The sequence below is a fragment of the Planococcus glaciei genome, assembly GCF_900099655.1.
GTDB lineage: Bacteria > Bacillota > Bacilli > Bacillales_A > Planococcaceae > Planococcus > Planococcus glaciei.
The window spans coordinates 96516-123320 of the sequence record NZ_FNDC01000015.1; the positions used below are offsets into that span (position 1 = coordinate 96516).

Annotated in this window: 25 protein-coding genes; 16 read left to right on the top strand and 9 right to left on the bottom strand. The window is 44.1% G+C overall.

Annotation, left to right across the window (positions count from 1 at the left end; all coding sequences use genetic code 11):
• Positions 1-22: 22 nt before the first annotated feature.
• Positions 23-1192, bottom strand: coding sequence for a CDP-glycerol glycerophosphotransferase family protein (locus BLQ32_RS16435; protein WP_036810302.1), 1170 nt, complete (start codon positions 1190-1192; stop codon positions 23-25).
• On the bottom strand, positions 1189-1581 hold the full coding sequence (tagD, locus tag BLQ32_RS16440) for a glycerol-3-phosphate cytidylyltransferase (RefSeq protein WP_074511230.1): 393 nt from the start codon (positions 1579-1581) through the stop codon (positions 1189-1191). Before tagD ends, BLQ32_RS16435 begins: the two co-directional genes overlap by 4 nt.
• 262 nt (positions 1582-1843) lie before the next feature.
• Between tagD and BLQ32_RS16445 the strand changes: the two genes are divergently transcribed.
• The 3 genes from BLQ32_RS16445 (at position 1844) to BLQ32_RS16455 (ending at position 5510) form a co-directional block, all read left to right on the top strand.
• Positions 1844-3037 (top strand): CDP-glycerol glycerophosphotransferase family protein, encoded by a 1194-nt coding sequence (locus BLQ32_RS16445; RefSeq protein ID WP_074511232.1) that lies wholly within the window; start codon positions 1844-1846, stop codon positions 3035-3037.
• Positions 3038-3248: 211 nt separating this feature from the next.
• Positions 3249-4292, top strand: coding sequence for a hypothetical protein (locus BLQ32_RS16450; RefSeq protein WP_053166794.1), 1044 nt, complete (start codon positions 3249-3251; stop codon positions 4290-4292).
• A 123-nt stretch (positions 4293-4415) separates the two neighbouring features.
• Positions 4416-5510 carry a threonine aldolase family protein gene (locus BLQ32_RS16455; RefSeq protein ID WP_074511234.1) on the top strand — a complete coding sequence of 365 codons (1095 nt, stop codon included), beginning with the start codon at positions 4416-4418 and terminating at the stop codon, positions 5508-5510.
• A 54-nt stretch (positions 5511-5564) separates the two neighbouring features.
• On the opposite strand, the gene BLQ32_RS16460 is transcribed toward BLQ32_RS16455, so the two are convergent.
• The 5 genes from BLQ32_RS16460 to BLQ32_RS16480 all read right to left on the bottom strand — a co-directional run bounded on the left by BLQ32_RS16460 (position 5565) and on the right by BLQ32_RS16480 (position 9857).
• On the bottom strand, positions 5565-5975 hold the full coding sequence (locus BLQ32_RS16460) for a GIY-YIG nuclease family protein (RefSeq protein WP_036810313.1): 411 nt from the start codon (positions 5973-5975) through the stop codon (positions 5565-5567).
• A gap of 23 nt (positions 5976-5998) precedes the next feature.
• Entirely contained in the window at positions 5999-6721 is a 723-nt protein-coding gene (locus tag BLQ32_RS16465; protein ID WP_074511236.1) for an MBL fold metallo-hydrolase, read from the bottom strand.
• A gap of 239 nt (positions 6722-6960) precedes the next feature.
• Positions 6961-7695 (bottom strand): hypothetical protein, encoded by a 735-nt coding sequence (locus BLQ32_RS16470; protein WP_074511238.1) that lies wholly within the window; start codon positions 7693-7695, stop codon positions 6961-6963.
• Positions 7696-7994: 299 nt separating this feature from the next.
• A complete protein-coding gene (locus BLQ32_RS16475) occupies positions 7995-8657 on the bottom strand; it encodes a class D sortase (RefSeq protein WP_036810322.1) in 663 nt (220 codons plus the stop codon).
• A 3-nt stretch (positions 8658-8660) separates the two neighbouring features.
• Positions 8661-9857, bottom strand: a complete 1197-nt coding sequence (locus tag BLQ32_RS16480; RefSeq protein WP_074511240.1) for a processed acidic surface protein — start codon at positions 9855-9857, stop codon at positions 8661-8663.
• A gap of 470 nt (positions 9858-10327) precedes the next feature.
• Here BLQ32_RS16480 and BLQ32_RS16485 point away from each other — a divergent pair, with 470 nt between their 5' ends.
• The 10 genes from BLQ32_RS16485 (at position 10328) to BLQ32_RS20165 (ending at position 22159) form a co-directional block, all read left to right on the top strand.
• Positions 10328-11335, top strand: a complete 1008-nt coding sequence (locus BLQ32_RS16485; protein WP_074511242.1) for a GNAT family N-acetyltransferase — start codon at positions 10328-10330, stop codon at positions 11333-11335.
• A gap of 318 nt (positions 11336-11653) precedes the next feature.
• On the top strand, positions 11654-12667 hold the full coding sequence (locus BLQ32_RS16490) for a GNAT family N-acetyltransferase (RefSeq protein ID WP_074511244.1): 1014 nt from the start codon (positions 11654-11656) through the stop codon (positions 12665-12667).
• A gap of 863 nt (positions 12668-13530) precedes the next feature.
• Positions 13531-15045 (top strand): murein biosynthesis integral membrane protein MurJ, encoded by a 1515-nt coding sequence (murJ, locus tag BLQ32_RS16505; RefSeq protein WP_074511250.1) that lies wholly within the window; start codon positions 13531-13533, stop codon positions 15043-15045.
• A gap of 45 nt (positions 15046-15090) precedes the next feature.
• Positions 15091-16371: a glycosyltransferase family protein gene (locus BLQ32_RS16510; RefSeq protein WP_074511252.1), complete on the top strand. Its 1281-nt coding sequence runs from the start codon at positions 15091-15093 to the stop codon at positions 16369-16371.
• Positions 16368-17657 carry a nucleotide sugar dehydrogenase gene (locus tag BLQ32_RS16515; RefSeq protein ID WP_074511254.1) on the top strand — a complete coding sequence of 430 codons (1290 nt, stop codon included), beginning with the start codon at positions 16368-16370 and terminating at the stop codon, positions 17655-17657. The genes BLQ32_RS16510 and BLQ32_RS16515 overlap by 4 nt, the downstream gene beginning before the upstream one ends.
• A 12-nt stretch (positions 17658-17669) precedes the next feature.
• Complete coding sequence (locus BLQ32_RS16520; protein ID WP_217629842.1) at positions 17670-18290, top strand: sugar transferase; 621 nt, start codon at positions 17670-17672, stop codon at positions 18288-18290.
• 75 nt (positions 18291-18365) lie between these two features.
• A complete protein-coding gene (locus BLQ32_RS16525) occupies positions 18366-19544 on the top strand; it encodes a glycosyltransferase family 4 protein (RefSeq protein WP_074511256.1) in 1179 nt (392 codons plus the stop codon).
• A 36-nt stretch (positions 19545-19580) separates the two neighbouring features.
• Entirely contained in the window at positions 19581-20633 is a 1053-nt protein-coding gene (locus BLQ32_RS16530) for a hypothetical protein (protein WP_074511257.1), read from the top strand.
• Positions 20634-20668: 35 nt separating this feature from the next.
• Positions 20669-21844: a glycosyltransferase family 4 protein gene (locus BLQ32_RS16535; protein ID WP_074511259.1), complete on the top strand. Its 1176-nt coding sequence runs from the start codon at positions 20669-20671 to the stop codon at positions 21842-21844.
• 174 nt (positions 21845-22018) lie between these two features.
• On the top strand, positions 22019-22159 hold the full coding sequence (locus tag BLQ32_RS20165; RefSeq protein WP_342342132.1) for a YciI family protein: 141 nt from the start codon (positions 22019-22021) through the stop codon (positions 22157-22159).
• A gap of 234 nt (positions 22160-22393) precedes the next feature.
• On the opposite strand, the gene BLQ32_RS16545 is transcribed toward BLQ32_RS20165, so the two are convergent.
• Positions 22394-22780, bottom strand: coding sequence for a DUF805 domain-containing protein (locus tag BLQ32_RS16545; RefSeq protein ID WP_074511261.1), 387 nt, complete (start codon positions 22778-22780; stop codon positions 22394-22396).
• 301 nt (positions 22781-23081) lie between these two features.
• Between BLQ32_RS16545 and BLQ32_RS16550 the strand changes: the two genes are divergently transcribed.
• The 3 genes from BLQ32_RS16550 to BLQ32_RS16560 all read left to right on the top strand — a co-directional run bounded on the left by BLQ32_RS16550 (position 23082) and on the right by BLQ32_RS16560 (position 26443).
• Entirely contained in the window at positions 23082-23786 is a 705-nt protein-coding gene (locus tag BLQ32_RS16550) for a DUF459 domain-containing protein (protein ID WP_074511263.1), read from the top strand.
• 186 nt (positions 23787-23972) lie between these two features.
• A complete protein-coding gene (locus tag BLQ32_RS16555; protein WP_074511264.1) occupies positions 23973-25019 on the top strand; it encodes a hypothetical protein in 1047 nt (348 codons plus the stop codon).
• A complete protein-coding gene (locus BLQ32_RS16560) occupies positions 25016-26443 on the top strand; it encodes a glycosyltransferase family 2 protein (RefSeq protein ID WP_074511266.1) in 1428 nt (475 codons plus the stop codon). Before BLQ32_RS16555 ends, BLQ32_RS16560 begins: the two co-directional genes overlap by 4 nt.
• Positions 26444-26547: 104 nt before the next feature.
• On the opposite strand, the gene BLQ32_RS19970 is transcribed toward BLQ32_RS16560, so the two are convergent.
• A partial coding sequence (locus BLQ32_RS19970) for a hypothetical protein (protein ID WP_074510656.1) occupies positions 26548-26805 on the bottom strand: 258 nt, incomplete at its 5' end.

Genomic DNA, 26805 nt, shown 5'->3' on the forward strand with positions numbered 1-26805 from the left:
ATGGGAGGAATTGCTTTTTGTGTTATAAATCTGTCTCGGCATAGATCGCCTGAATCAACTGGCCAGTGGATTGGCCGGTGGAGTAAGTATTCCAATGGTCTTTGAACCGATCGATTTTCTCGTAGTCAATTTCAGGGTCCAAAATGTGCCCGATGACCTGGTCCGTCGTCTTGGCAATCGGCCCTGGAAAGTACAGACTGTTTTCTGCCCATAACCCTTGGGTACGTCCGTAGTCTTCGGAATCATAAGTGAAGAAAATCATTTTCTTTCGCAGCAGCGAAAACTCGACCGGTATAGACGAGTAGTCCGTAATCAAGATATCGCTCGCTATCAGCAATTCACTGATATGCGGATAGCCGCTCGCCAGAAGCACTCGTGGATGATCCGGCAGTTGAGCAGATTCCTGGACCGAAGGATGCAACCGGATCAGCAGCACATAGTCTTCGCCCAGTTTTTCGATTACTTCAGCTACATTCAAATGCAAATCCATCTTGTGCAAGGCATCTTTCCGGAAAGTAGGGGCGTACAACACCACTTTTTTCCCTTCGATGACTGGATATGTATGTTTCACTCGCGCCAACCCTCTTGATTTTGCTGAAGCGTCAAAGTAAAAATCGGTTTGGGGAACACCGGTATAGATGAAATGGCTTTGGTCTACATGAAACGACTCGGCAAAAATATCCGCCATTTGCTGTGATCCCACTGGGATATATTGAAAACGATCGTATACTTGCTGAAATCTGTATTTTGCGCGTTCGCTCCGTGCACCGGTTTCCGGGTCGCTCCAGCCAAACTTCTTGATAGCGCCGGCCGCATGCCACAACTGAACGCACTTCACTTGTTTGCGGAACCGGATGACCGATAAAACGCCTGCGTAATTATCCACAAATACATATTTGGACGTTGCCAAGTGATAGATGGATAAAAAGGTATCCAAAATATTAAGCGTCTCAAACGCATAAATCTTTTTGTTTTTAGTCGGAATCGTTGAAAAATCAATTTTGCAGCGTGTCTGATTGATAAAGATGATTTGATGATTTTCAGACTGTGCCAGTTCTTTCGCCAGGAAGTATGCATTGTCCCCGAAAGATGACAGAAAAACCGTCTTATTCTTTAGTGGGAACAAACTGAAAAAGGCAAAGAAAAGTTTGAACAGGAAGAGATAAATGGAAATTCCGGCTTCTTTGATCATTCTTTATTATGAAGATCGGTTTTGATTTTAGTTGTGGAAATCCCTTCAGTGCGAGGCAAGTAAACCACTTCGCAATGCTCAATCAATTCATCAAATTTGCCTTCCCAATCAGAACCCATTACAAAAATTTTGACATCATGCGTTTTAATGTCATTGACTTTTTGTCCCCAGTTTTGTTCCGGAATCACTTCATCTACGTATTTAATCGCTTCCAAAATCAGTTTTCGCTCTTCATACGAATGGTAAGCGGCTTTGCCTTTAATGGCATTGAATTCATCGGAAGATAACCCAACTATCAAATAATCTCCTAAGGCTTTAGCTCTTTTTAAAATATTGATATGCCCATGATGAATCAAATCGAACGTCCCATAAGTAATTATTTTCTTCATATATTTGTTCACTCCACGATTGCTTATTTTCTCATCAGTGTTAATATGCCATGTAATCATATTATATGTTATCATCGATAATAGCTAATGAAAATATGGGTTTAGAACGGTTTTTTATGCGTTATATGGAATTGACGAAATGCAGTCCAGTTGGTTCCTGGACGCAGTTGTAGTTTAAAAGAAGCAGAAACAGAAACAGCCTTCCGCAGCTGGCTGTGGGGCGCATTTGATCTAAAATTGAGCAGTGAAAAGAGCGAAGAACATGTTGAACAAAATCAAAGGATTAAAAGACAGCAAATATACGCGCAAAATATTTCGGATCGTATTCATCGTAATGGGGCTCTTGCCAAAAAAGAAAAAGCTGGTCATGTTTGAGAGTTTCCATGCGAAGCAATACAGCGACAATCCGCGTGCCATATATGAATACATGAAAGAGCATTATCCAGAATTCCAGCTGGTATGGAGTGTGGACCGGCGGGCGGTCAATCTGTTCGAAGAATTTCAGGTGCCCTATATCCGGCGCTTCACGCTGCGCTGGTTTATGGAGTTTCCGCGCGCCAAATACTGGGTCAATAACGTGCGTTTGCCCGGATGGATGCCAAAGCCGGCAGGTACGGTTTATGTGCAGACATGGCACGGCACGCCGTTGAAAAAGCTTGGGATTGATATTGAGGAAGTACATATGCCCGGCACCGAGACAAGCAATTATAAAGCGAATTTCTTAAACGAGTCTGCCAAGTGGGATTATCTGGTTTCGCCTAATGCCTATTCCACCGAAATCTTCACGCGTGCTTTTGGCTACAAAGGGCAAGTGATCGAGTCCGGCTATCCGCGGAATGACCTCCTTGCTGCGCCTTCTGCGACGCTGGCCAGCACCATCAAAAAGCAACTGGGCATCCCGGATGGGAAAAAAGTGATGCTCTATGCACCGACTTGGCGCGATAATGAGTTTTACCAAAAAGGGAAGTATAAGTTCGAATTCCAGTTTGATCTGGAAAACTGGAAAAAGAACTACGGGGATGAATGGGTGTTATTGTCCCGCATGCATTATTTAGTGGCGGAGAATTTCGATTTCTCAGCACATGAAGGCGTCGTCTTCAACGTATCGGATTATCCGGATATCCGGGATTTGTATTTGATTTCGGATATGCTCATTACCGATTATTCATCGGTGTTCTTCGATTACGCCATTTTAAATCGGCCAATCGTGTTCTTTATGTACGACCTTGAAAACTACCGCGACCAATTGCGCGGCTTTTACTTTGATATTGAAGCCGACTCGCCTGGGCCGATTGTACAGACCGAACAGGAATTGTTCCGGGCAATTGATGAATTGGCCGATTCCCATGTCCAGCTGGACTCAAAAGCCGCCGCTTTCAAACAGAAGTTTTCGGCTTTGGAAGACGGCCGTGCAGCTGAGCGCGTCGTACAGACATTCCTCGGCAAAAAAATATAAAGACTTTTAAGGCCATTGAAAATCAGCTGATTTTCAATGGCCTTTTTTATCTGGGATTGTTTAAGAATTGTGTACGTACCAGGCACTGCCTCACTAAAGAAACAAAGTTAGTTCTATTTAACCTGGGTTTAACCTGGGTAAATTAGTATAAATGCCAGGCATAAGAAAATGGAATAAGATACAGGCAGTTGAGGAAAGGGGAGAGGCTGGATTGACGTACTACTACATTGCCGCTAAAAACATTCTCGCAGTAAAAACGAATATCAAGAATTTCAGTTGGTCTTTTGGATCGCAAATGCCGGAAGGGACGGCAGAGGAATACGAAAGATGCGCCGTGAAAATGCATATTGTGCTTGAAGACTTCAACGATGACGAATTATTGAAGGACATGGGGAGATACCATTACTTCAACGGGTCCCCGGGAGCGGATGCGCTTTACTATACACGCCGCCTGCCTTTAAAGTTTTTAAAGCAGAAACTGCGGGTGAAGGCGGAAGGCTTATTGTCTGATGAGCCAAAAATCACCGTAAACCGGGCCTATTACAAATTGATTACGCATCGAATTATGAATTTGCATTCTATCCATTATATCGCCACGGATTTGGCTGCTTTGCTGCTGCTGAGAAAAGGCTATGCGCCAATTCACTGTTCGGCTTTTAAAGCAGAGGATGCCACTGTTGCCATTTTTGCGCCTCCGGATACCGGGAAGACCTTGAGCACGATGACGGCTTGCGGCGATTTCGGAGCCAGTTTTATTGCAGAGGACTTGGCCATCACCGATGGGAAGCATATTTTCTCGGTTCCCTGGACCAATTCGTTTGACCATTATGCCAAAAACAAACAGGCATCGAATTCCGCTTCGAAAAGAAAAGCTGCTTCACCGGAAGGAAATGTCGCGAAAGCAAATGCCATACTGGATGCGGAAGTGGTGACGCATGTCGCTATTTTGGAAAAAGGGCAAGATGAAGTCATTTCCGAATCCAATAAAGTGGCAGTCAACAAGCTGATGAATTTAAATCGCTATGAATTCAACTTTCTGCGTGCGCCTCTTTTGATCGCTTATGAGTTTTTCAATCCGGGGCTGATGATTGATGAAGGAACGGCCATTGAGAAAGACATTATGACTTCGCTTGTCCGAAACAGCGAAAAGGCCTTTACGCTGAGAAAGCGCAATCCGACTCATTATGCGGAGTCGTTGTTGAATGAAATGAAAGAGAGAAAAGCAGCCGCAGTTAAAATTGTCTCGCTGCATTAATGTATGAGCTCCTAAACCTATTCGGGTTTAGGAGTTTTTGTTATGCCATGTTTTCAATATAGAGGGAATACTGCCTCGAAGTAGAATTTAATTAAGTATCCAGACAGACTGGGAGGCAGAATAATGGATGCAAAAGTTTTTTTAAAGGAAACGTACGGAAACACCCGTTATCAATTGGGAGGGCATGGCAAACGGACAGTAGATGTCTTGAAGGAAGCTATCGTTAACGTTGATGATCGTTTGCCAAGCGACCAGTACGGAGCGGGGAAAGTTATCGAAGACTTCCAGCAGAAAATGGCGGATTATCTCGGGAAAGAAACAGCGGTCTTTTTCCCGAGCGGCACGATGGCACAACAGGCAGCCCTCCGCATCTGGTGCGATGCCAAAGGGCTGAAAAGAGTGGCGTACCATCCGCTGAGCCATTTAGAAATCCATGAACAGGACGGATTGAAAGAATTGCACGGGATTGAGACGGTGCTGCTGGCGGATAAGGAACGGCTGATAGAATTGGACGATATTAAGGGTCTTGATGAAGAAGTTGCATGTATTTTGCTGGAATTGCCCCAAAGAGAAATTGGCGGACAATTGCCGGACTTTGAAGAGTTGGAACAGATTTCCGGGTGGTGCTGGAATAACGGAATAAAGCTTCATCTGGACGGCGCCAGGCTGCTGGAAACCTTGCCGTATTACCGGAAGATGGCAGCGCAGGTTGCACAGCTTTTTGACAGTGTATACGTGTCTTTTTACAAAGGGATTGGCGGCATAGCAGGAGCGATTCTTGCCGGGGATGAAGAATTCACGCAGCAGTCAAAAATCTGGAAAAGGCGGTACGGAGGAGACTTGATTTCCTTGTATCCTTATATTTTAGCAGCAGACTATTATTTCGATATGCGGGCTGAGAAGATGGGGCAGTATTATGAAGAGGCCAAGGAACTTGCCGAGCTATTCAATTCCTGCCATACAGTTTCGACTTTGCCGCTTAAGCCCGCCACGAATATGTTCCATGTACATATAGAGCAGCCAATGGAGTCGGCAGTTCGGATTGTTTCTGAAGTGCAGCAGGAAACCGGCATCGGAATGACCGGCTATTTGGTGCAGTCAGCAGTGGACCGGTGCTCTTTTGAAATCAGTGTGGGCGATGCGCTTGCAGCCATTCCAAAGGATTCTCTCAAAGAGCTTTTTCGATTGTTCAATCAAAAATTGCAGCCGCCACATTAAAAATAGAAAGCCGCAGTTGAAAATTTTTCAACTGCGGCTTTCTATTCAACTAGATCAAGCCATGTACCATTTCTTGTAGGCAGGCTTCAGCGTATAAGCCAGCATATGCTCCACAATTTCACGGGTATCGGGCTGCTCGATTTCCACCCAATGGATGGTTATGGATGACGGGATTTCCTGTGAGGTGCAAAGGGAATGATGGGAAGAACTGGATTGTTTGAGCTTGGCAAAGTGGCGGCGGATGCGATTGTAGATCGGAGCCCCTTTGCCAATGTAAAGAATTTTGTCGTTTGAATCACTGAAGATGTATATGCCTTTGGCTACTCCCATATTTTTTTTGATTTTGTTGAGCTGTTGGGTGGTATCAGCATTAAAGAAAAATGGAACATTTTCGATCGATTTCCATTTCTCTGCATCAAAGGCGTAGTTTTCTTTTTTCAATAGCTCCTGAATCTTCTCTTTCATATCATTTCCTCCTCACGTTATCCTCAGTTTCTGTTTTGTATCTTCAATGAATTTCTACTTTCCATAATGGCTTTATGGAAAGCTTGATCCGGGTTTTGAATCATTTTTCCATGGCCGACTGCAAGCAGCGAAGGGCGCAAACTCCGTAGTTTTTCTGCACTTTCAAGTGCAATCACTTTATTCCAGGTGGCAAGGGCAGGGATAGGGAATAGCAGTTTCATTGTCCCGCATACTGCAGTTCCGCCTCTTGTATATAAAGCGTCTCCGGCTATCAAACTTCTATTGCGGACATCCAGCAGCGAGATGGATCCCGGTGTATGGCCGGGGGAAAAAACGACTTGGAGAGAACCAATCCGGTCGCCTTCTTTTAAAAAGCGGTCGGGTTTTGTTTTGATGCTTTTGGTAAGTCCGCCTTTTACCGGAGATTGAGGTTCATCTACCAAGCTTCTTCGGTCACCGGCAAGAAGCCGTGCATCTCTGGCGGAAATGCTGACCACTGCTTTCGGGTAAGCTTCTTTGACAGCATCAAGAGCGCCGACATGATCCATGTGCGCATGGGTCAGCACAATCTCCGTTATCGGTTTTCCGATTGTGCGGACAGTGTGGAGAATTGCTTTCGTGCTGAATGGCAGGGCGGCATCAATAAGAGTCAATGTATCGTCTTCTTCAACTAAATAACAGTTAACAGGAAAAGCCCGCGGCATAAAAGACAATTGATAGACAGTCCTGGCTTTTGTGACCAGCATTTAATACCATCTCCCAGTTAGTCATTCTTATTCTAACTAATATATTGCATTTTAGCGATACTATCTTAAAAATTTGAAAAATATAGTTAATTGAATGCCCTTACAAAGCGAAATATTCAGTCAACTTGAGGGTTATTAAAAAACTATATAAATAAACCGCCGGTGCAATAGTGGCACTTATTGCAGGCGGTCTATAAAAAGAACGTATGAGATTTAAATTCACTAGCGTTTTCTCTTGCTTACAGCCCGGCGGTTTCTTTGAGAATATCCCGGCGCAGCTTGTCTTTTCGGTTTTCGTATTCTTTTGAAAGGGACTCTGGAAGGGAATCCGGCAAACCATTTGCTTTTAAGTCTTTTTTCATCATAGCCATTAAGCCATAGAAAACTTCATCCGTCCGTTTTTCCAATTTGGAAGCAGCGGAGCTGTACTTATTATAAAAGTACGGATAGCTGATTTTTTGATCGTTTGCTTCCATTTCAAAATACTCGTTTTTCGCAATTGCGATTAAGTTATTCAAACTGGCATTGGCTTGGCGTTCGATATCAGCAATGGCTGGTTCGTAATTCTGCCGGACCTCTTTTTCTGTAAGCTTGGCGCCTTTGCTTTTTTTATCGTTTTTAGCTTTTTTTGCCTCAGCGTTTTCTTTGCTGCTTTTTTGTTGTTCTTTAGTTTGCTGCCCGTTTTTACTTGAAACGGAAGCTACCTCCGGATCCGTCGTTTCCGAATAAGGCATTCCTTCTCTAAATTTCTCTGTTTGAACCGCTTCGTCATTTCCTTGCAAGTGGCGGATCAGATTGCCATGTGCATCAAGAATAATTTTAGAGCCATCCGCCAGCTCAATCACATATTCTTCTTTTGTAAGAGAATCGACTTCAGCGTCTGCGACATTATAATCCTTGAAGCCAAACAAATAAATTAAGTATCCGGCAGAACAGATAAGTACAATTCCAAACAGCATCAGAATTTTTTTCATGCCACCATCCTCCTCAAGAATATTGCTGAAATCCTTTTATCCAAAGATGAATTATCTTAAATGTTAGAATTATTTGAATTTTAACATACAAATTTTAATTAAGCAATGTTCTAAATAGGGATAAAGTTGCTTAAAAAATTTTAATTTTAGGGGATAAATATCATCAATAAGGATATTGTATCAATTTGGACTAGTGCAATTGTTAAAGCATCAAGTAGGTAATTCTGTGGGATTGAGGCTTGGGCTTACATTCCTAATGCCGGAAACAAAAAAACGGTTCCCCGGGAGGAACCGTTTTCTTATTCGCTTTCTATTAGATCTGCCACTAGGATATAACGGTCAGGTGCGTAGCCGACAAAGTCAAATGGATAACAGGTGGAAACAGTCAATGTCGCTTTTGGCTTCGGTACGATCACTGTCCGGTCTTCCCGGTCGACAATGCGGACTTGCCTTACTTTATAAGTAAACTTTCCGGCAGAGGTTTCTACGACGAGCAAATCGCCTTTGCCGACTTCTCCGAGCCTGCGGAAAACAGTATCCCGGTGGCCGGATAACACCGAGTTGTCGGATTCGCCAGGAAGTACGCTATCCGCAAAATGGCCAACGCCTTTTTCCAATTCTTCTTCATCGGTGCCATGGAAAATGGGTAGTGTGGCATCTAGCTTCGGAATATACAAATCACCGATATTTTCCCCTTTTTCAGGGGCAACCGGATAAAGCACTTCCGGCAAAGACGCTTTCTCTGGAGCTTCTTCTTTCGGTTCAGGGGCAGCTGCAGGTTCTGTAATATGGCTGTCGTTTCCGGCTTGGCCGGTTTTGAACAACAGGTAACCTTTTAGAAAAGTGGATGCATTTGTCGTGCTGAACCATACGCCAAAGACAATAAGAGCAACAGACAGGGAAAGAAGAACCAACCGTTTTACGGGTTTGGTTCTTCTATTTTTTACTTGTTCTCTATTCATTGATTAAATTCCCTGTGCTTTAAAGCGGCGGTACAACACCACTCCAAGCAGTACAAGTGCCAAGCCTGCCAATGTGTTCGTCACATATGGAGAAGCAGTATCCGGCAGCTTGCCGCCTTTTACCGTCTGTTTAACCGGTGCAGCTTTAGTACTGGTCGGTGTCTTAGTGATTGGTGCAGGAGCGACTACTACAGTTTCTTCCACTTCCTTAATGTCTTCACCGGTTTCTTTGATGATATCGGATCCGAACATGTCAGCAGTCAAAAGGATATCGGCAAGGAAAGTGCCTTGTGTATTGTAGATTTCAATCAGCAAATCATATCCGTTGACTGTTTCAAGAGTTAATAGCGTGCTCAAATTGATTTCTTTTTTATCCGAGTCTTTCACAAGGAAGTATTGTGTTTTTAACTCGAATAAATCAAGCAAATCAGTGAAAATATCCAGGATTTCTGCAATCTCTTCAGCTGATAAATCTTCAGCGGAATCAAAATCTCCAACCAGCATCATGCGGTCTGAAATTGCCATTGCTCGGTCCTGGAACTCGGTAGTTTGAAAAGGAAGCGTCTTTAAGTGTGCTTCAAGACGTTCCAATTCCTCTGCTGTCAAGCCAAGTTCCTCGAACAGGCCAGCAAGTTCAAAGCCGAAATCCGTGCTAAAGATGTAGTTGTCAATGGCTTCTTCCAAAGCTTCAACTGTTTTGTAGTTGTTGATGGAATCATCATACTCATTCAGGAATGACTCTAAATCTTCTTTCGATTCAAACTCGTAAGCATCGATCACTTGTTGCAGCGTTTCATCTGTCAATGGAGTTTCTGTATTCTCGGATAAATAAAAACCGACATACTCGTGAAGTTCTTCCGCAAACAAGAGCCACTCCGAATCCAATACGTCCTGCCCTTTTTCAATATCCCCATTCTCTTCCAGCAAAGCATTCAACTCGGCGCGAGTCAGGTTATATTCTTTAAGCACGGGAGGAATAGCAGCTTCTGTCAGGGGAGTTCCCAATTCATCTACTGCATCGAAATCTTCCCACGAATAATTTTTGCTTTCCAGGTAATCCAAATAATCTTGCTTTTCCCAGTTGATTTCTTTTAGAAATGCATCCAATTCTTTTGAGTCAGACTCAATTGCAAATGCAAAGCTGGGGAAAACTGAAAATGCGAGCACTGCTGCCAATAAAAGTAACGAAAAACGTTTCATCTTCTTCCTCCTAGGTAAAAATTGTAATATATTCAATAGTATAACCAAATGTTAGTATTTTTAGAATGGGTTATTATACCTATAAAATTTAGAGTAAAAACGTTTACTTGCTTAGAATTTGAAGTTTTTTCTCAGTGTTTTTTCTTGAAAAGGCTAATTTCTTAATAAATTTTACAAAAAGAATGATTGATTTCAGAAAGGGAATATTTATCTAGCGCTTTTCTAATAGAGGGTATATAATACTAAATAAATCGCATTATTGTGATAATTTAAAATTCAATAGTTGCTTTATCTGGGGATTTGGTCGCTGCTTAAGCGATTGATTGCTGCAATTCCATAGAAATAAGCTGATAAAAAATGCCTGCGTTGACCTCAGCGGCGATATTCGGTTCAGGCATTTGCCAAGTGTGGAATTGGAAATTCTCATCGTAGAAGTTAAAATCATGTGCTTATGGAAGAGGGTCAGGAAAATGGGAGACATTTACTTTGAGGAAAACTACGGACGGCTATATGAAGAAATTGAAAATGGCATACACGAAGTATTTGAATTTCGCCATGATTTAGGAACAGTGAGGCATTTATTTATAAAACGCCCTATTCCGAAACAAATAGATGGAGAAATATATTACGACTTGGTAAGCCCTTATGGCTATGGAGGCCCGCTAATATCAAATTGCCGCCCAGGTTCTGAAAATGAACTTGCCGCGCTATTTAAGGCCAGTTTTCAACAATATTGCACGGTCAACAATGTAGTCAGCGAGTTTATCCGTTTTCATCCCGTCATGGCAAATGCCGAACATTTCAAAGAATGCTACGATGTGGTCCATATCCGCAATACGGTAGGGACCAATCTCGAAGGGTACGACGATCCGGTGGCTTCGGAATTTTCGAAGAGTGCAAGGAAAAATATCCGACAGGCATTGAGAGCTGGCGTTGAGTTCCGGGTGACTGTCAATCCGGACAACGTTAAAGATTTCAAAGAAATTTATTATTCAACGATGAAGCGCAATCAAGCTGACTCGTATTACTACTTTGATGACGGCTACTTTAACAAGCTGGTTCAGTATTTCCATGAGCATATTCTCTTAGTGGAAGTGATTTATGAAGGACGTGTAATCGGAATGGGCTTAAATTTCATTTACGGCGACTTGATCCATACCCACTTGTCCGGAACATTAGAAAACTTCCACCATTTGTCCCCGGCTTATATCCTGCAATATGCATTAGCCATTTGGGGAAAAGAAAATGGCATCCGGCTGATTCATGAAGGCGGAGGAAGAAGCAATAGCCTGGACGACAGTCTGTATTTGTTCAAAAAGCAGTTTGGCAAAAATACGGATTTCAAATTCCATATTGGACGAAAAATTTGGAATGAAGAAATTTATCAGGTGTTGTGCAAGATCGCGGGAGTGGAGGAAAGCGCTGAGTTTTTCCCGGCTTACCGGACAAAATTGTTAAAAGAATATAACATAGTTTAAAAGCAGCGTAGTTTAATCGATTCTAAAATAACATTTCTGAGAAGAGCCGAATAAACTCATAAGTCCATCTAAGTTGAAAACGACAACCCCGGAGAACCAGCAAAGCGGTTTTTCGGGATTTTTTTAGCGGAAAATAGTTATTTAAGAGGAGTATTTGAAAATTTCGTAGAACTTTTGATGCTAACAAGCTATAATGGATATAATATTTTAGATTATTCAGATAAGAGGTGTTGTGGATTGCTCCTATCGGTTTTTGAAGTTGTCGAACATTCAATGGAAACAAAACAAAATCGATAAAACATGAAAGGGGTTTGAGAATTGGCTGATTTGTATTTTCATGAGAATTATGGCCGGCTATATGAAGAGATGGAGAATGGCAGCTGCGAAGTATTTGAGTTTAATCATCAGCTTGGCTTGATTAAGCATATGTTTATTAAACGGGAGATTCCTGTAGTGGTTGGAGGGAAGACTTATTACGATATCGTTACGCCATACGGCTACGGCGGCCCTTTGATCGTTTCATGTGTACCGGGTTCGCAAAAAGAATTGGCTGATAAATTTCTGCATGCTTTCAGCGAGTATTGCGCACAGAACGACATAATCAGTGAATTTATCCGTTTTCATCCTGTGCTTTCCAACGCGGAAGACTTTATGGATTGCTATGAGATTTCCTATATCCGCAATACAGTGGGTACGCAGCTTAAGGAATACGAAGATCCGGTGCAAAAAGAATTTTCAAAATCCACCAGGAAAAACATCCGAAAAGCTTTAGAAGCGGGTGTGCAATATCGATATACCGTCAATCCTCCGGATGTCACGGAGTTCAAAGCAATTTATCACCGCACGATGGAGCGCAACAATGCCGATTCGTATTATTATTTTGATGATGCCTATTTCGATAAGCTGCTCCAATTCTTTGGAGAAACCATCTTGATGGTAGAAGTGCTATATGACTGCCAAGTGATCGGCATTGGCCTGAATTATGTGTATGGCGACAACATCCATACGCATTTATCCGGAACTCTCGAAGAGTTCCATCATTTGTCGCCGGCTTACATCCTTCAATATGCACTGGCGCTATGGGGCAAAGAACATGGCTATGAACTGATCCACGATGGAGGCGGCAGGACAAACAGCTTGGACGACAAATTGTATATGTTCAAAAAGCAGTTCGGCAAAAACACCACTTTCAAGTTTTATGTTGGCCAAAAAGTTTGGAATAGCCATGTGTATGATGAACTTTGTAAGTTGGTGGGCATTGAACAGGAAACCGAGTACTTTCCAGCCTACCGTTCTGTTTTAAGAAACGATTCCTTAAAAACAGTGAATTGAAGATAGTACGGAAAAATGAAAGCAGGAGATCCAGCAAGTGGATCTTCTGCTTTCTGCTTGTTGAGAAAGAAACAGAAAAAAACTTCTTTTGAAATATCACCGATATTCCGCAAACCAGCTGCGCTTGCCGCGGGCGATCCGCCAAGCCTCCTCAGCCGCTGTGCGCCTTGCGGGGTCTCGGCTGTCTCGTCGCTTACGCTGCCCCGCAGGCAAGACATTAGCCGAAGCCTGCGAGGCTAAGTCTTTGCGACGAATTGCGCAGCACTGCAGGAGCAGTAGGGTTTTCTCCGCTGGTTTGCTCCATATCGAGGGAGAGCAATGAATATATAACATACCTACTCCTCCACTCTTTCTGATAAAAAGAGGTTTTGTAAGAAGCAAGAACCGAATGTAGCGTAAAGTGGAGACTCCTGCGGGAACAGCACGAGCTGAAGACCCTGGACGGAGCGCAGCGAAGGAAGCGGCTGAAGCCGTGCCCGCGGAAAGCATCCACTTGGAGCGAAATGGCTTAGAGAATAGAATGTTTCTCAACAGCCCGAAAGCAGGAGATCCAGCAAGCGGATCTCCTGCTTTTTTTATTTGCTCTTTTCAAGCAACTTCTTTCCAATCATTTTCTTTTCGATTATTTATACTATTTAAACAATTTAACCTACTTTTAACCTAGACGCTTTAGTATAAGTTTCAATCAATAAGTGTAATGGAGGTGGAAGGCGAATACAGCTTATGGCCTGACAATCATTCGCCTTTGATCCGCCGGAAGTAAAGGTGAAAAACAGCAGAAGAGGCATGGCGTTTGAAAGGAAATCGGTGCAAGCCACCAAGGGTCAAGGTTACAAGAATAAGCGCAAATGAGGTAGAGATACATGGAAAAAACCGTTATCGCCATTATGACAGTCATTGTAGTTACAAAAGTACTTGGTTTTTCAAGAGACATTTCCCTTTCCTATTTTTACGGCGCTGATGGATTAACGGATGCCTATCTGATATCTACAGATATCCCGACTGCATTTTTTTCTTTTGTCGGTATGGGGATTGCCGCCAGTTTTATCCCGATTTTCACAAAGATACAGGAAACCCAGGGGATAGGGGAGGCAAGAAAGTTCACCTCAAATGTTATCAACATGGTCCTGCTTGTATCTACTGGAATTGTGGTTCTAATCTTGCTGTTCCCGCAAGTGATCGTCAAAGTGTTCGCTTCAGGATTTGAAGGAGAAACATTAAAAATCGCCATCGACTTTACACGCATAGCGGCGCTCAGCATTTATTTCACCGCTCTAATTTATGTGTTTAACGGCTATCTGGAAGTCCATAAACGCTTTCTGCCGACTGTCCTTGCCGGTTTGCCATTAAATTTGATGATGCTTTTTGTCATCTATCTCAGTTCATTCACCAATATTTACGTTCTTTCAGTCGGGACGCTCGTCGCCGTCGTTATCCAATTTCTGTTTCTGGTTCCATGGATCCGAAAAACAGGCTACCGCCATAGCTTTAAGCTAGCGCCGAAGGAAAAGAACTTGAAGAAGATGATGTATTTAGCGATACCGGTCATTATCGGGGTTTCGGCAGACCAGATCAATGTACTGGTCGACCGGACACTGGCTTCGCAGATTGTAGAAGGCGGCATTTCGGCTTTGACTTATTCACACCGCATTATTTTCTTCATCCAGGCTATTTTTGTGACAGCCGTCGTGACGGTCATGTTTCCGAAAATCTCCAAGCTTGCAGTCAAAAAGAATATGGCCGAACTGAAGCATATTGTCGGGAAAATCATTACCACGGTCGCCTTGATCGTCATCCCGGCCGCTGTCGGCATTATGATCTTTTCCACACAAATTACGGAATTGCTGTTTGGCAGAGGAGCATTCGAGGCAAGCGAAGTGGCATTGACTTCAGGAGCGCTTTTCTTTTACGCAGTGGGCATGCTTGGTTTTGGCCTGCGCGAAGTGCTCGTCAAAGTTTTCTATTCGATTGAAGACTCCAAAACACCCATGATCAGCGCTTTTGCTGCCATGTTTATGAATGTGGTGCTAAACATAGTCCTTTCCCGGTTTATGGGCATCAATGGCCTCGCTCTTGCAACCAGCATCGCGACGCTGTTTTGCACCGGACTATTGTATTTGTCGCTTGTAAAAAAAGTTGGCTCGATGAATACAAAACGCATCACGCTGGATATTCTGAAAGCGGTTATCGCCTCTATCGTGATGGGCTTTGCAGCTAAAAGCGTTTATTCGCTGCTGGTTGAAACGAGTGGAGAAATTCTGGCGCTGGCCGGGGGCATCGGAACAGGCATCCTGGTTTACGCCATCATGCTATGGCTTCTTCAGTTGAGTGATATCGGCTATTACAAATCAAGAATTCTTGCACTGGCAAAAAGATAAAGAGCGGCAAACTAGATCCACAGTTTTACAGGAGGTGTTCCATCTATGCTCTTCGTATTGGCTTTCTTCATTATGGAAATTCTGGTCACTTATATGATCAAAGATTTTATCCCGCTGGGCGACGCTTACGGCATGCTGATGCTCCTCGGCGGAATTGTCGTCATTACGCTGTATTTATTCAGAGTCCTGGAAAAAGAGTGGCTGACTGTCGTTTTTATCGGATTCTTTGTCCGGGTCATCGTTCTTTTCATCGATTTATATGTTCCGTCCATCACGATTTTCTCAAGCGGGACGGATACGGAATATTTCCATGAAGTTTCATTGCTTATCGCCCAGGGCATGTATCCGCTGGAAGACGGCGCCACCAACTACGTTCCGTTTTTGTCAGCCATCTATTATATGATCGGCGACCAGCGGCCGTTCGTTCAATTCCTCAATGTGGCTTTTTGGGTATTCGCAGCCGTTTACTTGCTGAAAGCGATGATCCATCTGAAAAGCGACAAGAAACTGATTTTCATCTCGCTGCTCATCTTTACGGCAATGCCGAACAGCATTTTCATGTCGAGCATCCTGCTGCGGGAATCCATCATTGTTTTTCTCATCACTGTCTCCCTTTATTACTTTATCCGGTGGTTTACGGACGGCGGGTTCTTCCATTTTCTGCTGGCGACTGTCTTAGCATTAGCATCCATGCTCTTCCACTCCGGCATGATCGGATTTGTAGCAGCTTATATTCTAGCTTTTCTGTTCCTGGGTTCGAAAACTGCGAACAAATCCAATCAGGCTCTTTTATACCTTCTGTTCTTTGCAGTGCTTGGAGTGGTCATGTTCCAGAATGCAGAACTTTTTCTTGGCAAGTTCTTTACTCCGGAAGGGACTGCAATCACTGAAATCGAGATTTCAAGCGACGGCGGATCGGTTTATTTGTCCAGCCTAAGTGGGTTGACCGGTATATCAGCGCTTCTCGTCGCGCCGCTTAAAATGTTCTACTTTATGTTTTCCCCATTGCCGCTTGATTGGCGGGGCATGGGAGATATCGTCAGTTTCTTTTTCGACTCATCGGTTTACTTATTCCTGGTAGGGGCCACTATTTTTGGCCTGGTAAAGAGCGATATGCCGATACGGAATAAAATTTTCATTCTGCTGTTCCTGATTGTTACCGTGTTCGTTTATTCGTATGGAACCCAGGCTGCAGGGACGGCGATGCGCCATCGCAATAAAATTATTCCGCTGTTGTTGATCACATTCACCATGTCTAATACAAAGCAATTGTTCACATTGGCTGAAGTTCGATGGAAGCAGAAAAAAGGAGAGCGGATTGCATGAGGGTCGACAAATTGAAAATAGCGGTGGTCGGCCAAGGCTATGTCGGCTTGTCGATCGCGGCTACTTTTTCCAAAAAGTATAGCGTGATCGGCTTTGACATCGATGACAAGCGCATAAAAGAGCTTTCTTCTGGCATTGACAGCACCCGTGAAGTAGAAGGGTGGGAAGCGGATGCCTGCAAGATTGAATTTACAGCGGATCCAGCAAGGCTTAAAGAAGCGGGATTTATCATCGTAGCTGTTCCAACGCCGATTGACAGCAGGAACCAGCCGGATTTAAGGAAGCTGCTTGCTGCCTGTGAAACAATCGGGCGGCATATGAAAAAAGCGGCGGTCGTGGTTTTCGAGTCCACGGTCTATCCGGGAGCAACGGAAGAACAATGCATTCCGGTTCTGGAAGAATACTCAGGGCTTGAAGCAGGAAGCGAATTTTTTGTCGGCTACTCGCCGGAACGCGTCCAGTCGAAAGAGAAAAAACAGGCATACGCCAAAACCAAAAAAGTGGTTTCGGGACAAAACGAGTCCGTCCTGGACTTTGTGGCATCGGTCTATGAAAGCGTCTTTGAAGCGGGGGTTTACAAAGCTAAATCGATCCGCATTGCGGAAGCCGCCAAAGTGATCGAGAACACGCAGCAAGATATCAATATCGCTTTTATAAACGAAATTGCACTTATTTTCAACCGCCTTGGCATTGACACCAATGATGTTCTGGAAACGGCCGGAACCAAGAAGAGTTTCTTGAAGTTCACACCGGGTCTTGTCGGCGGCAGGCGGATCGGATTTGACTCCTATTATTTGAGCCACGTCGCCCAGGAAACCGGCTTTCATCCGGAAATGATTCTGGCGGGAAGGCGCATCAACGATGGCATCAGCAGGTTCATCGCCAGAACCGTCGTCAAAAAGCTGGCAAAAAACAATATCACAGCTAAGGGAGCGCGCGTCACGGTGCTTGGCATTACCGATAAGGAGGATGTGCCGGAACTCCAGAATTCCAAAGTGCTTGACCTTATCGCAGAACTCCAGGAATACGGAATTGACGTTCAACTGGCGGATTGCTGCACCGATCCAAACGAGATGGAGCGGCGATACGGCTTGGTTCTTACTTCGGAATTCGAATTGCTTCCCGCCTCGGCAGTCATTCTGGCCGTGCCCCATCAAGCATACAAAGAAGCAGGCTGGAAATTGTTCGAAAAGCTTCTCCTTAATAAAGAAGGATTGGTTTTTGATATTAAAAGCGTATTAAATCAAGACGAAAAACCGGAACAAATCGAGCTTTGGCGATTATAAGGAGGAAAAGGAATGGCAACTGAAAACACAGCGGTAATGAGGAAACAGGCAAAGTGGTCCAGGTGTGTCGCACGCATTTGTGCATGGCTTTTTGCATTGATGCTGCTGATCTTGCTGTCGCCGCTTTTTGCGGTAATCGGGGCGCTCATTAAACTGGATTCAAAAGGGCCGGTCTTTTTCATTCAGAAACGGGGCGGCCGGTATGGAAATCATTTCAAAATCTATAAATTCCGCACCATGTTCAGCGACCCGGCCAAAGAACGGCTGGATATCGACGTACTTGAAGACGATCCGCGAATCACCAGAGTGGGCCATATTTTAAGAAGCACAAGTTTAGATGAATTGCCTCAATTGATTAATATCGTCAAAGGCGACATGGCACTTGTCGGACCAAGGCCTACAATGCCCTCGCAGACGGATAATTACAATGAGTATCAAAAACAGCGGCTTCTTGTACGGCCCGGCGTTACTGGGCTGGCTCAAATCAGCGGCAGAAATGCCCTTACCTGGGATGAGAAAATCGATTTGGACATTGATTACATCGGGCGCAAAAACATACGCTATGACCTGTATATCCTTATCCAGACCTTCTTCAAAGTGATCAAATCCGAGGGCGTTTACAGCAACGAATAAAAGTGATGAATGAGAGGCTTTTAAGAAGCGCACAATCAACTTGATACGGTGAGGCATTCAAAGGAGAGAGAGCAAATGGGAGCTAAAGTGATTCAGGCAGTGACGGTTTCAGAAAGCTTGTTTTTTATGGCTGGCCAGATTAGCCATTTGCAAAATAGCGGCTATGAAGTAAAAACCTTAAGTTCGGACGGCAAATATATTGAGCGGTTTAAAAAGATGGAAGATGTGCCTTTGTTGCTGGTGGACATGGAGCGGGAAATTTCCTTGTTCAAAGACTTTAAATCGCTGCTGAAGTGCATCAGTGTCATCCGCCGGGAACGTCCGGACATAGTGAACGCCAGTACACCGAAAGCCGGGTTGATCGTCACGCTTGCCGCTTATTTATGCGGTGTGCCCATCCGGATTTATACGATGCGCGGGCTGCGCCTGGAAACTACCAGCGGCTTGAAGCGGAAAATCCTGATTGCGGCCGAAAAAGTGGCAGCGGCTTCAGCCACGCATTGCCTGGCAGTTTCAGAAAGTTTAAAAGCCCAAGTATCCGACTTGGAGATTGCGCCAAAAGAAAAAATTTCCGTTCTGGGCAAGGGAAGTGGAGAAGGTTTTGAGCTTTCGAATTTCCAAATGAGCGACAATCTGGAAACCGAAATCCAATTGAAGCGGGAAGCGTATGGGCTGACGAATGAACACACGGTGCTCGGCTTTGTCGGGCGTATGACAAAAGACAAAGGAATAGCGGAACTCGTCGATTCATTCCTGAAGCTCCACAAAACCCAGCCGAATCTTCGGCTGCTGATTATCGGCGGGTACGAAGATGCGGATCCGGTAGATGATGCGGTGAAGCAGGAAATCCGTGAGAACCCAAACATCATTCATGCAGGGTATCAAGCAGACCCAATCCCATTCTTTCATATCATGGATGTCTTTGTTTTTTTAACGAAACGGGAAGGGTTTGGCAATGTGGCGATTGAAGCTGCTCTCTCAAAAACACCTGTAGTGGCAGCAAATGTAACCGGCGCCAAAGATACAGTGATAAACGGGGAAACCGGTTTTCTGGTAGATCCTGAAAATCCACAGGATATTTCAGAGAAGCTCGAGCTGCTGGTACTGGCTCCTGAACTGCGCCGGAAAATGGGGGAACGGGCAGAAAAATGGGCCATTGAAAATTTCAGCAACGAGACGCTGTGGAAAGAACTGGACCGTTACTACCAGCAATGCCTTGTCGGCAATATGAAAGCGGTCGAACAGGCCCACTAAGCTCGGATATAAACGAATTGCACAGGGGGGGATTTTATGACTTACTACTATATTGCGGCTAAAGGTATTTTAGCCATCAAAACCAATATGAAAGAGTTCAAGTGGTCTTTCGGCCACAATATGCCGGAGGCCACCCAACAGGAATATGAGCAATGTGAAGTGAAAATCAATTTGGCTGTAGAAGAATTCAATGAAGACGACCAGCTGGAAGCACTGGGGAAATACCATTATTTCAGCGGAGCGCCGGGAGAAAACAAAATCTACTATACACGAAATCTGGCGATGAAAGAAAAGATGCGCATCAAGGCAGAAAACTTATTATCCGATGAGCCGAAAATTACGGTAAACCGAAATTATTATAAGTTGATTACGCATCGCATTATGAACCTGCATTCCATCGGCTATATTTTAACGGATCTCGCTTGTGTCCTTTTGCTGAAAAAAGGGTTTGCACCTATCCATTGTTCCGCTTTTAAGAAAAACCAGTCCACGGTGGCTGTGTTTGCCCCGCCTGGTACAGGCAAGACCCTAAGCAGCATGATGGCGTGCATGGACCATCACGCGCAATTTATCGCTGAAGATTTGGCGATTACCGATGGCCGGAAAATCTATGCTGTTCCTTGGACCAGTTCCTTCCGTTTTTATTCGAACATGGAGCAAAGCAGAGGCTCCAAGCTGAAAAATAGAGCGACGAAGGTATTTCCGCCTTTGGAATATGTCTCGTTCTCAAAAGCTACGCCTGTTACCCGCTATGTAGACAGCAACGAAATCCTGGATGCCGAAGAAGTGACGCATGTCGCGATACTTGAAAAAGGAAGCAGTGAAGTCATTGTTCAATCCGAGCTCGAAGCATTCCGAAAGTTGATCAACTTTAACCGCAATGCCTTCCATTATTTAAAATCTCCATTGTTGACGGCTTATGAGTTTTTCAATCCGGATCTCAATATAGACGATGCCGCTTCTGCTGAAAAAGAAATACTGAAAGTGCTGGTTCACAACAGCCAAAAAGTGTTTTCAGTCAAAGACGTCAATCCCACTCATTATGCCGAAATCCTGATCCAGCAAATGGAGCAGAAAACAGTAGTTTGACCTGAATGTACGATTGAAAAAAAGGAGGGGGAACCATGGCCGTCAAAGTGATGCACGCAGTAACTGTTCCACAAAGCTTAAAACTGATGAGGGGGCAGCTGGCATACCTGAAAAGGCAAGGGTACGAAGTAGGGGCTCTTTCGTCAGAAGGGGATTACATTAAAGAGTATGAAGCGTATGAAGACGTAAAGGTGCTGACAGTGAATATGGAAAGGGAAATTTCCCTCATACAGGACTTTAAGTCTCTTGTGGCTTGCATCCGCTTGATCCGAAAAGAACGGCCGGATATTATCAACACGGGAACACCAAAGGCGGGCCTGATTGTCACACTGGCTGCTTTCATATGCCGAGTGCCCATCCGGATCTATAACGTACTGGGGCTGCGGATGGAAACAACAAGCGGCCTGAAGCGGCAAATTTTGCTGACTGCTGAAAAAATTGCCGCCGCTGCAGCTACCGATGTATTATCCGTATCCTCCAGCTTAAAGGAACAGTTGGTTGAACTGGGGATTGCGCCGGAAGAGAAAATCCGGATTTTTGGCAAAGGAAGCTACAATGGTTTTAATTTGGAATCCTTTAAGCAGACAGAACAGCTGAAGAAGGAAATTGAAGAGCTGCGCAATTCATATGGTTTGACGAACAAGCATACTGTTCTGGGCTATGTAGGCAGATTGACGAAAGACAAGGGAATTGAAGAATTGCTTGAATCATTCCTTCAATTGCATGAAAAAAATTCCGAAATGCGGTTGCTCGTTGTCGGTGAATTTGAAACCGGAGATCCAGTGAGCTCTCAAACCTACGAAGAAATCAATAACAACCCGCATATTATTTATATCAATTACCAACAAAATCCAATACCTTTTTATTTCTTGATGGACGTTTTTGTATTCTTGACGAAGCGTGAAGGCTTTGGCAATGTTTCCTTGGAAGCATCACTGGCAGGAGTGCCGGTGCTGGCAGCCGATGTAACAGGTGCAAAAGATACCGTCATTCCTGGAGAAACAGGATTATTGGTAAACCCAACGGATATTAAAGACATTACGGAAAAAATCGCTTACCTTGTGGCAAATCCTGAACTCCGGAAGCAGTTGGGAGCCAACGGCAAGAAATGGGGAGAAGAGCATTTCGGCAATGAGAAGATCTGGGGAGAAATGGATAGTTTCTACCAGCAACTGCTGATACAAAAAGCGGCTGCGTTCGAAGTGAACTGAAGAAGACAGATCCATATAGCAAGGATATTTCAGCACAGTGAATCGATGAAGCGCCCAGCACACCTGACAAACAGGTTTATAAATGCCGCAACCATTTCTGCAAAGAATTGATTGCGGCATTTCACTTGCGCTATGATGGAAGCAGCAGAATATAATGAATCAAGGGGTGGGGAAATGAAATATTTTGCAGTGTTTCTGCCAATGGCAGACCGGCAGAAAAGTGAGCGGTTCCGGCCGCAGCATTTGGCTTTTTTAGAAAAGATGAGAAACGCCGGCCATGTTCGGGCAAACGGCAAATTTGCCGATGGATCCTGAGGCCTCGTCATCTATAACGCGCTGTCGTTTGAAGAATGCGAGGCATACGTTAAACAAGATCCATACATTCAAAACGGGGCCAGGAAATACGACATCCATGAATGGGAAGCTGTATGGGCTGACTAGCCGCCTCACTTATGCGAACCGCATAAAATAATAGATATGTTTTTTGAAAACTTGTTTGGTTGCAAAAAAAGCCGTTCTTCCTGTTTGCGGAAGAACGGCTTTTTGTACTTATTTTGCTGTCGCAAAATTTGAGTAAGATTCTTTCGGGTTTGGTCCATAAGCGTTGGTGCCTGATTGGCTGTCCAGCAAATTGAAAATGAACAAAGTGATCCAGCCGATGATGGGAACAAAAGTCAGCAATAACCACCAGCCGCTTCTGCCGATATCGTGAAGCCGGCGTACGGTAACAGATATTGAAGGAATAATGATTATAAGAGAAAATAGTCCGCCAAGTACTCCAAAATCTTCGGCCAATTCAAGCCCGGCAATCGCGTCTACAAAAGAGAGGGCGATGCTGATGAGTGTAGTGAACAGGACAAACAGCCAGAATTCCTTTCTTCTGGAGCGTCCGGAGAAGTCAAAAGTCTTTTTAAACACGTTAATGAATTCTTTCATGTGTTTTCACCACCTTCCCGTTGCAAAGTTTAATTGATTATACCAAGTAGAATTTACTTTGGCTATGTATTTTTAGATAATACTGCTTATTAAATGGAATATTTGTGCATTAAATAGAATCTTTTTAATCACATAAAGTTTTAAGGATAACCTTATTGCTTGAAATTTCCAGTCGCTGTTGTGTTTAGAAGAAATTAATCGCTTCTGAAAAGTTTAAAGCATTAGTAGAAAGGAAATATTATTTTAGTAGCGCTTCTCTACGGATGGAAAGCGGAATTTGAAGAATGGGAAGTGGCAAAACGTGAAAAAGGCAAAAGCATTTTTGGCAGGGTCGCTGATTTTAAACATCCTGTTTATAGGAATTGGCGGTTACGTGATACATAAGCAAGGTGGAATCACATTTATAAAAGAGCAAGTCGCCAATGCAACTTCGCCTCAAAAATATCCGGATTACTATCTGCAAAACAAAAACATCTTTGAATCAATAGAGGTGGCCGAAACTGATAAAATATTTGTCGGCGACAGCATCACCGACCATGGCGAGTTTCAGGAATACTTTCCAGGCCAGACCGTTTTAAACCGGGGGATTTCTGAGGATACTTCAGATGGTGTCCAGAACCGTATTAAAGAAGTGGCCGAACGAAAGCCTAAAGAAGTATATATCATGGTTGGCATCAATGATATTGGAGCAGGAACCGATGCTAAAACGTACCGGAAGAATGTGGACAGCATCATTCAATCTTTTGATAAGGACGCGACGAAAGTGATCCTTCAATCCATCTTGCCGATCAACAACCGCGATTTCAACAATGACTTGTCGAATAAAACGGTCCATGAATTCAATGCTATTCTTCAACAGTTGGCACAGAAACATGGAGCCGAATATATTGATTTGCACTCAGCTTTTGAAGACCCGGATGGCCAGTTGAAAAAAGACATTACCATTGACGGCATCCACTTAAAAGGCGAAGGATACAGAATATGGATGAACAAATTGAACCAATGATGAAAGGACGGAAGTGCTTCTATAGGGAAGTGCTTCTTTTTTGGTAATGCTGTAGTCATTTTCTTTCAATTATAGTAAAGTTAGATAAATATTTGTTTTTTATTTACAATTTTTTTTATAATTTATTTTCTCGATTAAGGAACAAGTTCCTGCGGAAAAAGATGCAGTTAAAAGGAGTTAAAATGGATGGTAAATGTTTTTCTTTGGGTGGTTGGAATACTCCTGGCATTTCAACTGATTTTATTGTTGGGGTTAATCATATGGAAAACGCGTACACTCGCGAAAGAAAAGATACTGGGTGCAGAAGTGGACCGGCTGATGCCGGCGTACAGGGAATACATAAAAGCAAACCGTTCAGAGCAGCCCAAGCTTTCTGCAAATGCCAAACTGCAGGCAGCTGCAATAGAAAGAACGCTTGATCAATTGATGTCTGAAGCTGACGCTGAACATGAAAAGAAAAAAGTGATGGAAATGGCTGACCAGAATTTAAGCGCTTATTATAGGAACGTATTAAAAAAGGGGAAATGGGCTGACCGGATCAACACGTTGTACTTTATCGAAGATTTCCGGATGGCGTCTCTTCAAGACGATGTTTTCCGGCATTTCAAGAAATTGCGCAAACAGGATGAAGAGTACCGGCAGTGCCTGCGTTCCGCAGCGGTCTTGCAAGATTCTAAAGTCATTGATGTGCTGCTTGCCAATCAAACTTTATCAACAGGGTTCATCAAAGAAATCTTATTTAGGCTTAAGCCTTCCCTTTTAGTGGATTTATCGCAGCGCCTTGCCGTTAACGACAAGGCCACGGAGAACTTGTTGTTTGCTTTCATTACAATAAATGGGGAACAGAAAAACGAACTGTTTTTCCCGTTTGTTGAAAACTTGATGCTGGACAACAGACTGGAAGTGCGGATCAAAGCCATGAAGAGTTTATGCAATTACGAGAAATTGCAGGACCCCTCCAAACTTTCGGGCTTTTTCAAATCAGCCAATTGGGAAGAGCGGATGTATGCTGCCAAACTGACGGGTGCCTGCAGGTTGAATGGATTTACAGAATCGCTGGTCGAACTTTTTTCCGACCCGGTTTGGTGGGTGCGCTTTTCGGCGGCAGAGAATATTTACGAATTGGACAATGGAGCAGGCATGTTGAAGCGCATTGGAGCAACGAGCAAGGATGCATATGCCCGGGATATTGCAAATCATATGCTGACAAGAAAAGGTGGTAAAAGCCAATGAGCGAATTATGGAGCACCATTCTGGAAGTGGCTTCTTGGACAATCATAATTTATATGTTGTCTGCGAACTTAATCTACCTGGGAATGTTTTTGATGGCTGGCCCCAAGATCAAACGGGAGAAAAAATTGAATCGCCTGGAACAGATTGAAGAAATGATGGTCAACAAAGATACGTATCCTGTCTCTGTACTTGTTCCTGCATATAATGAGGAAGCGGGCGTAGCAAGTACAGTGCAGTCGCTCCTTTCTTTGCATTACCCACAGTTTGAAATTATCGTTGTAAACGATGGTTCTACTGATGCCACCAGCGAAAAGCTGCTGGAGCCGTTTCAAATGGAACCGATTGAACTGGCAACGCGCAGTTATTTCAAAACAGGAAAATTGGTGAAGGCTTATCAATCAAAGCTTCACCCAAACTTATTTTTACTTGAAAAGGAAAATGGCGGCAAAGCCGATGCATTGAATGCGGGCATCAACTTTTCGCACTACCCGTATTTTGCTGCAATCGACGGCGACTCGGTTTTGGAGCAAGATGCACTTTTGAAAACAATCAAGCCGATTATCGACTCTGGCGGGAGAGTTACCGCTACCGGCGGCACGGTGCGGATTGCCAATGGGTGCAAAATTGGCAGCGATGGTGCAATCAAACAAGTAAAGCTGCCGAAGCGGCCTCTTGAAATTATGCAGATCATCGAATATTTTCGTTCTTTCCTGATTGGCCGTTTAGGATTTAGCCGAATCAATATCCTCTTAATCATTTCCGGGGCATTTGGAGTATTTGAAAAAAGCCGCGTGATTAAGGTAGGGGGATACAATCCGGCTACGGTCGGAGAAGATATGGAACTGATTGTACGGATTCACCGCTCGATCAAAGAAGAAAAATCTGACCAGCGGATTGAGTACATTCAGGATCCCGTGTGCTGGACAGAAGCGCCGAGCACGATTCAATCACTTCGTGCACAGCGGATTCGTTGGCAGCGTGGACTGGCTGAAACCATTTGGATGCACCGCAAAATGCTCTTCAATCCAAAATACAAAGGGATCGGAATGTTTTCAATGCCGTACTTTTTGTTTATCGAGTTGTTGAGTGCCGTTTTTGAGATTCTGGGATACGCCGTTATTATCAGCGGCTTCCTCTTTTCGTTGGTCGATACCGAGATTGTCGTCGTAATGCTGCTCGTCATGATTTTATATGGTTCACTCTTGTCTTCCCTCGCAGTGCTGCTGGAAGAATGGACTTATCATAAATACCCGGAGAGCAAAAGCATCGTGGTGATGTTTTGCTATGCATTGACGGAAACCTTCTGGTACCGGATCGTCATGAATTTCTGGCGCGTCCAAGGATTGGTCGGAGCCGTCACGAAGAAGTCGGTATGGGGCAATATGGAACGGCAAGGCGTTTTCTCAAAAGAAGAAGGAACATAAAAAAGAAAGCTCGCTATCGCTGCGAGCTTTCTTTTTGTTAGTGTGCCCGGCATGGGCGTAATCTATAGGGTGCAAGTCCCGAACGGTGAAGGCAGAAGTAACCGTTAGCCAAGCGCAAGGGTGTCCACGGCGACGTGGAATCTGAAGGAAGCGGGCGGCAAACCTCCGGTCTGAGGAACACGAACTTCATACAAGGCTATGTGCGATTGGGTGAGTCTGCTGAACAAGGCAAAGCCCTTTCTGCCGAAGGTCGCATGCAGTAAATGAAGCAGATAGGTGGAGGGAAAGATTGCGTTCTTACCCGGGGAGGTCTGGTTGAAACGCCAAGTACCCTTGGTAACCTGCCCAGTGATGGGCAGCTG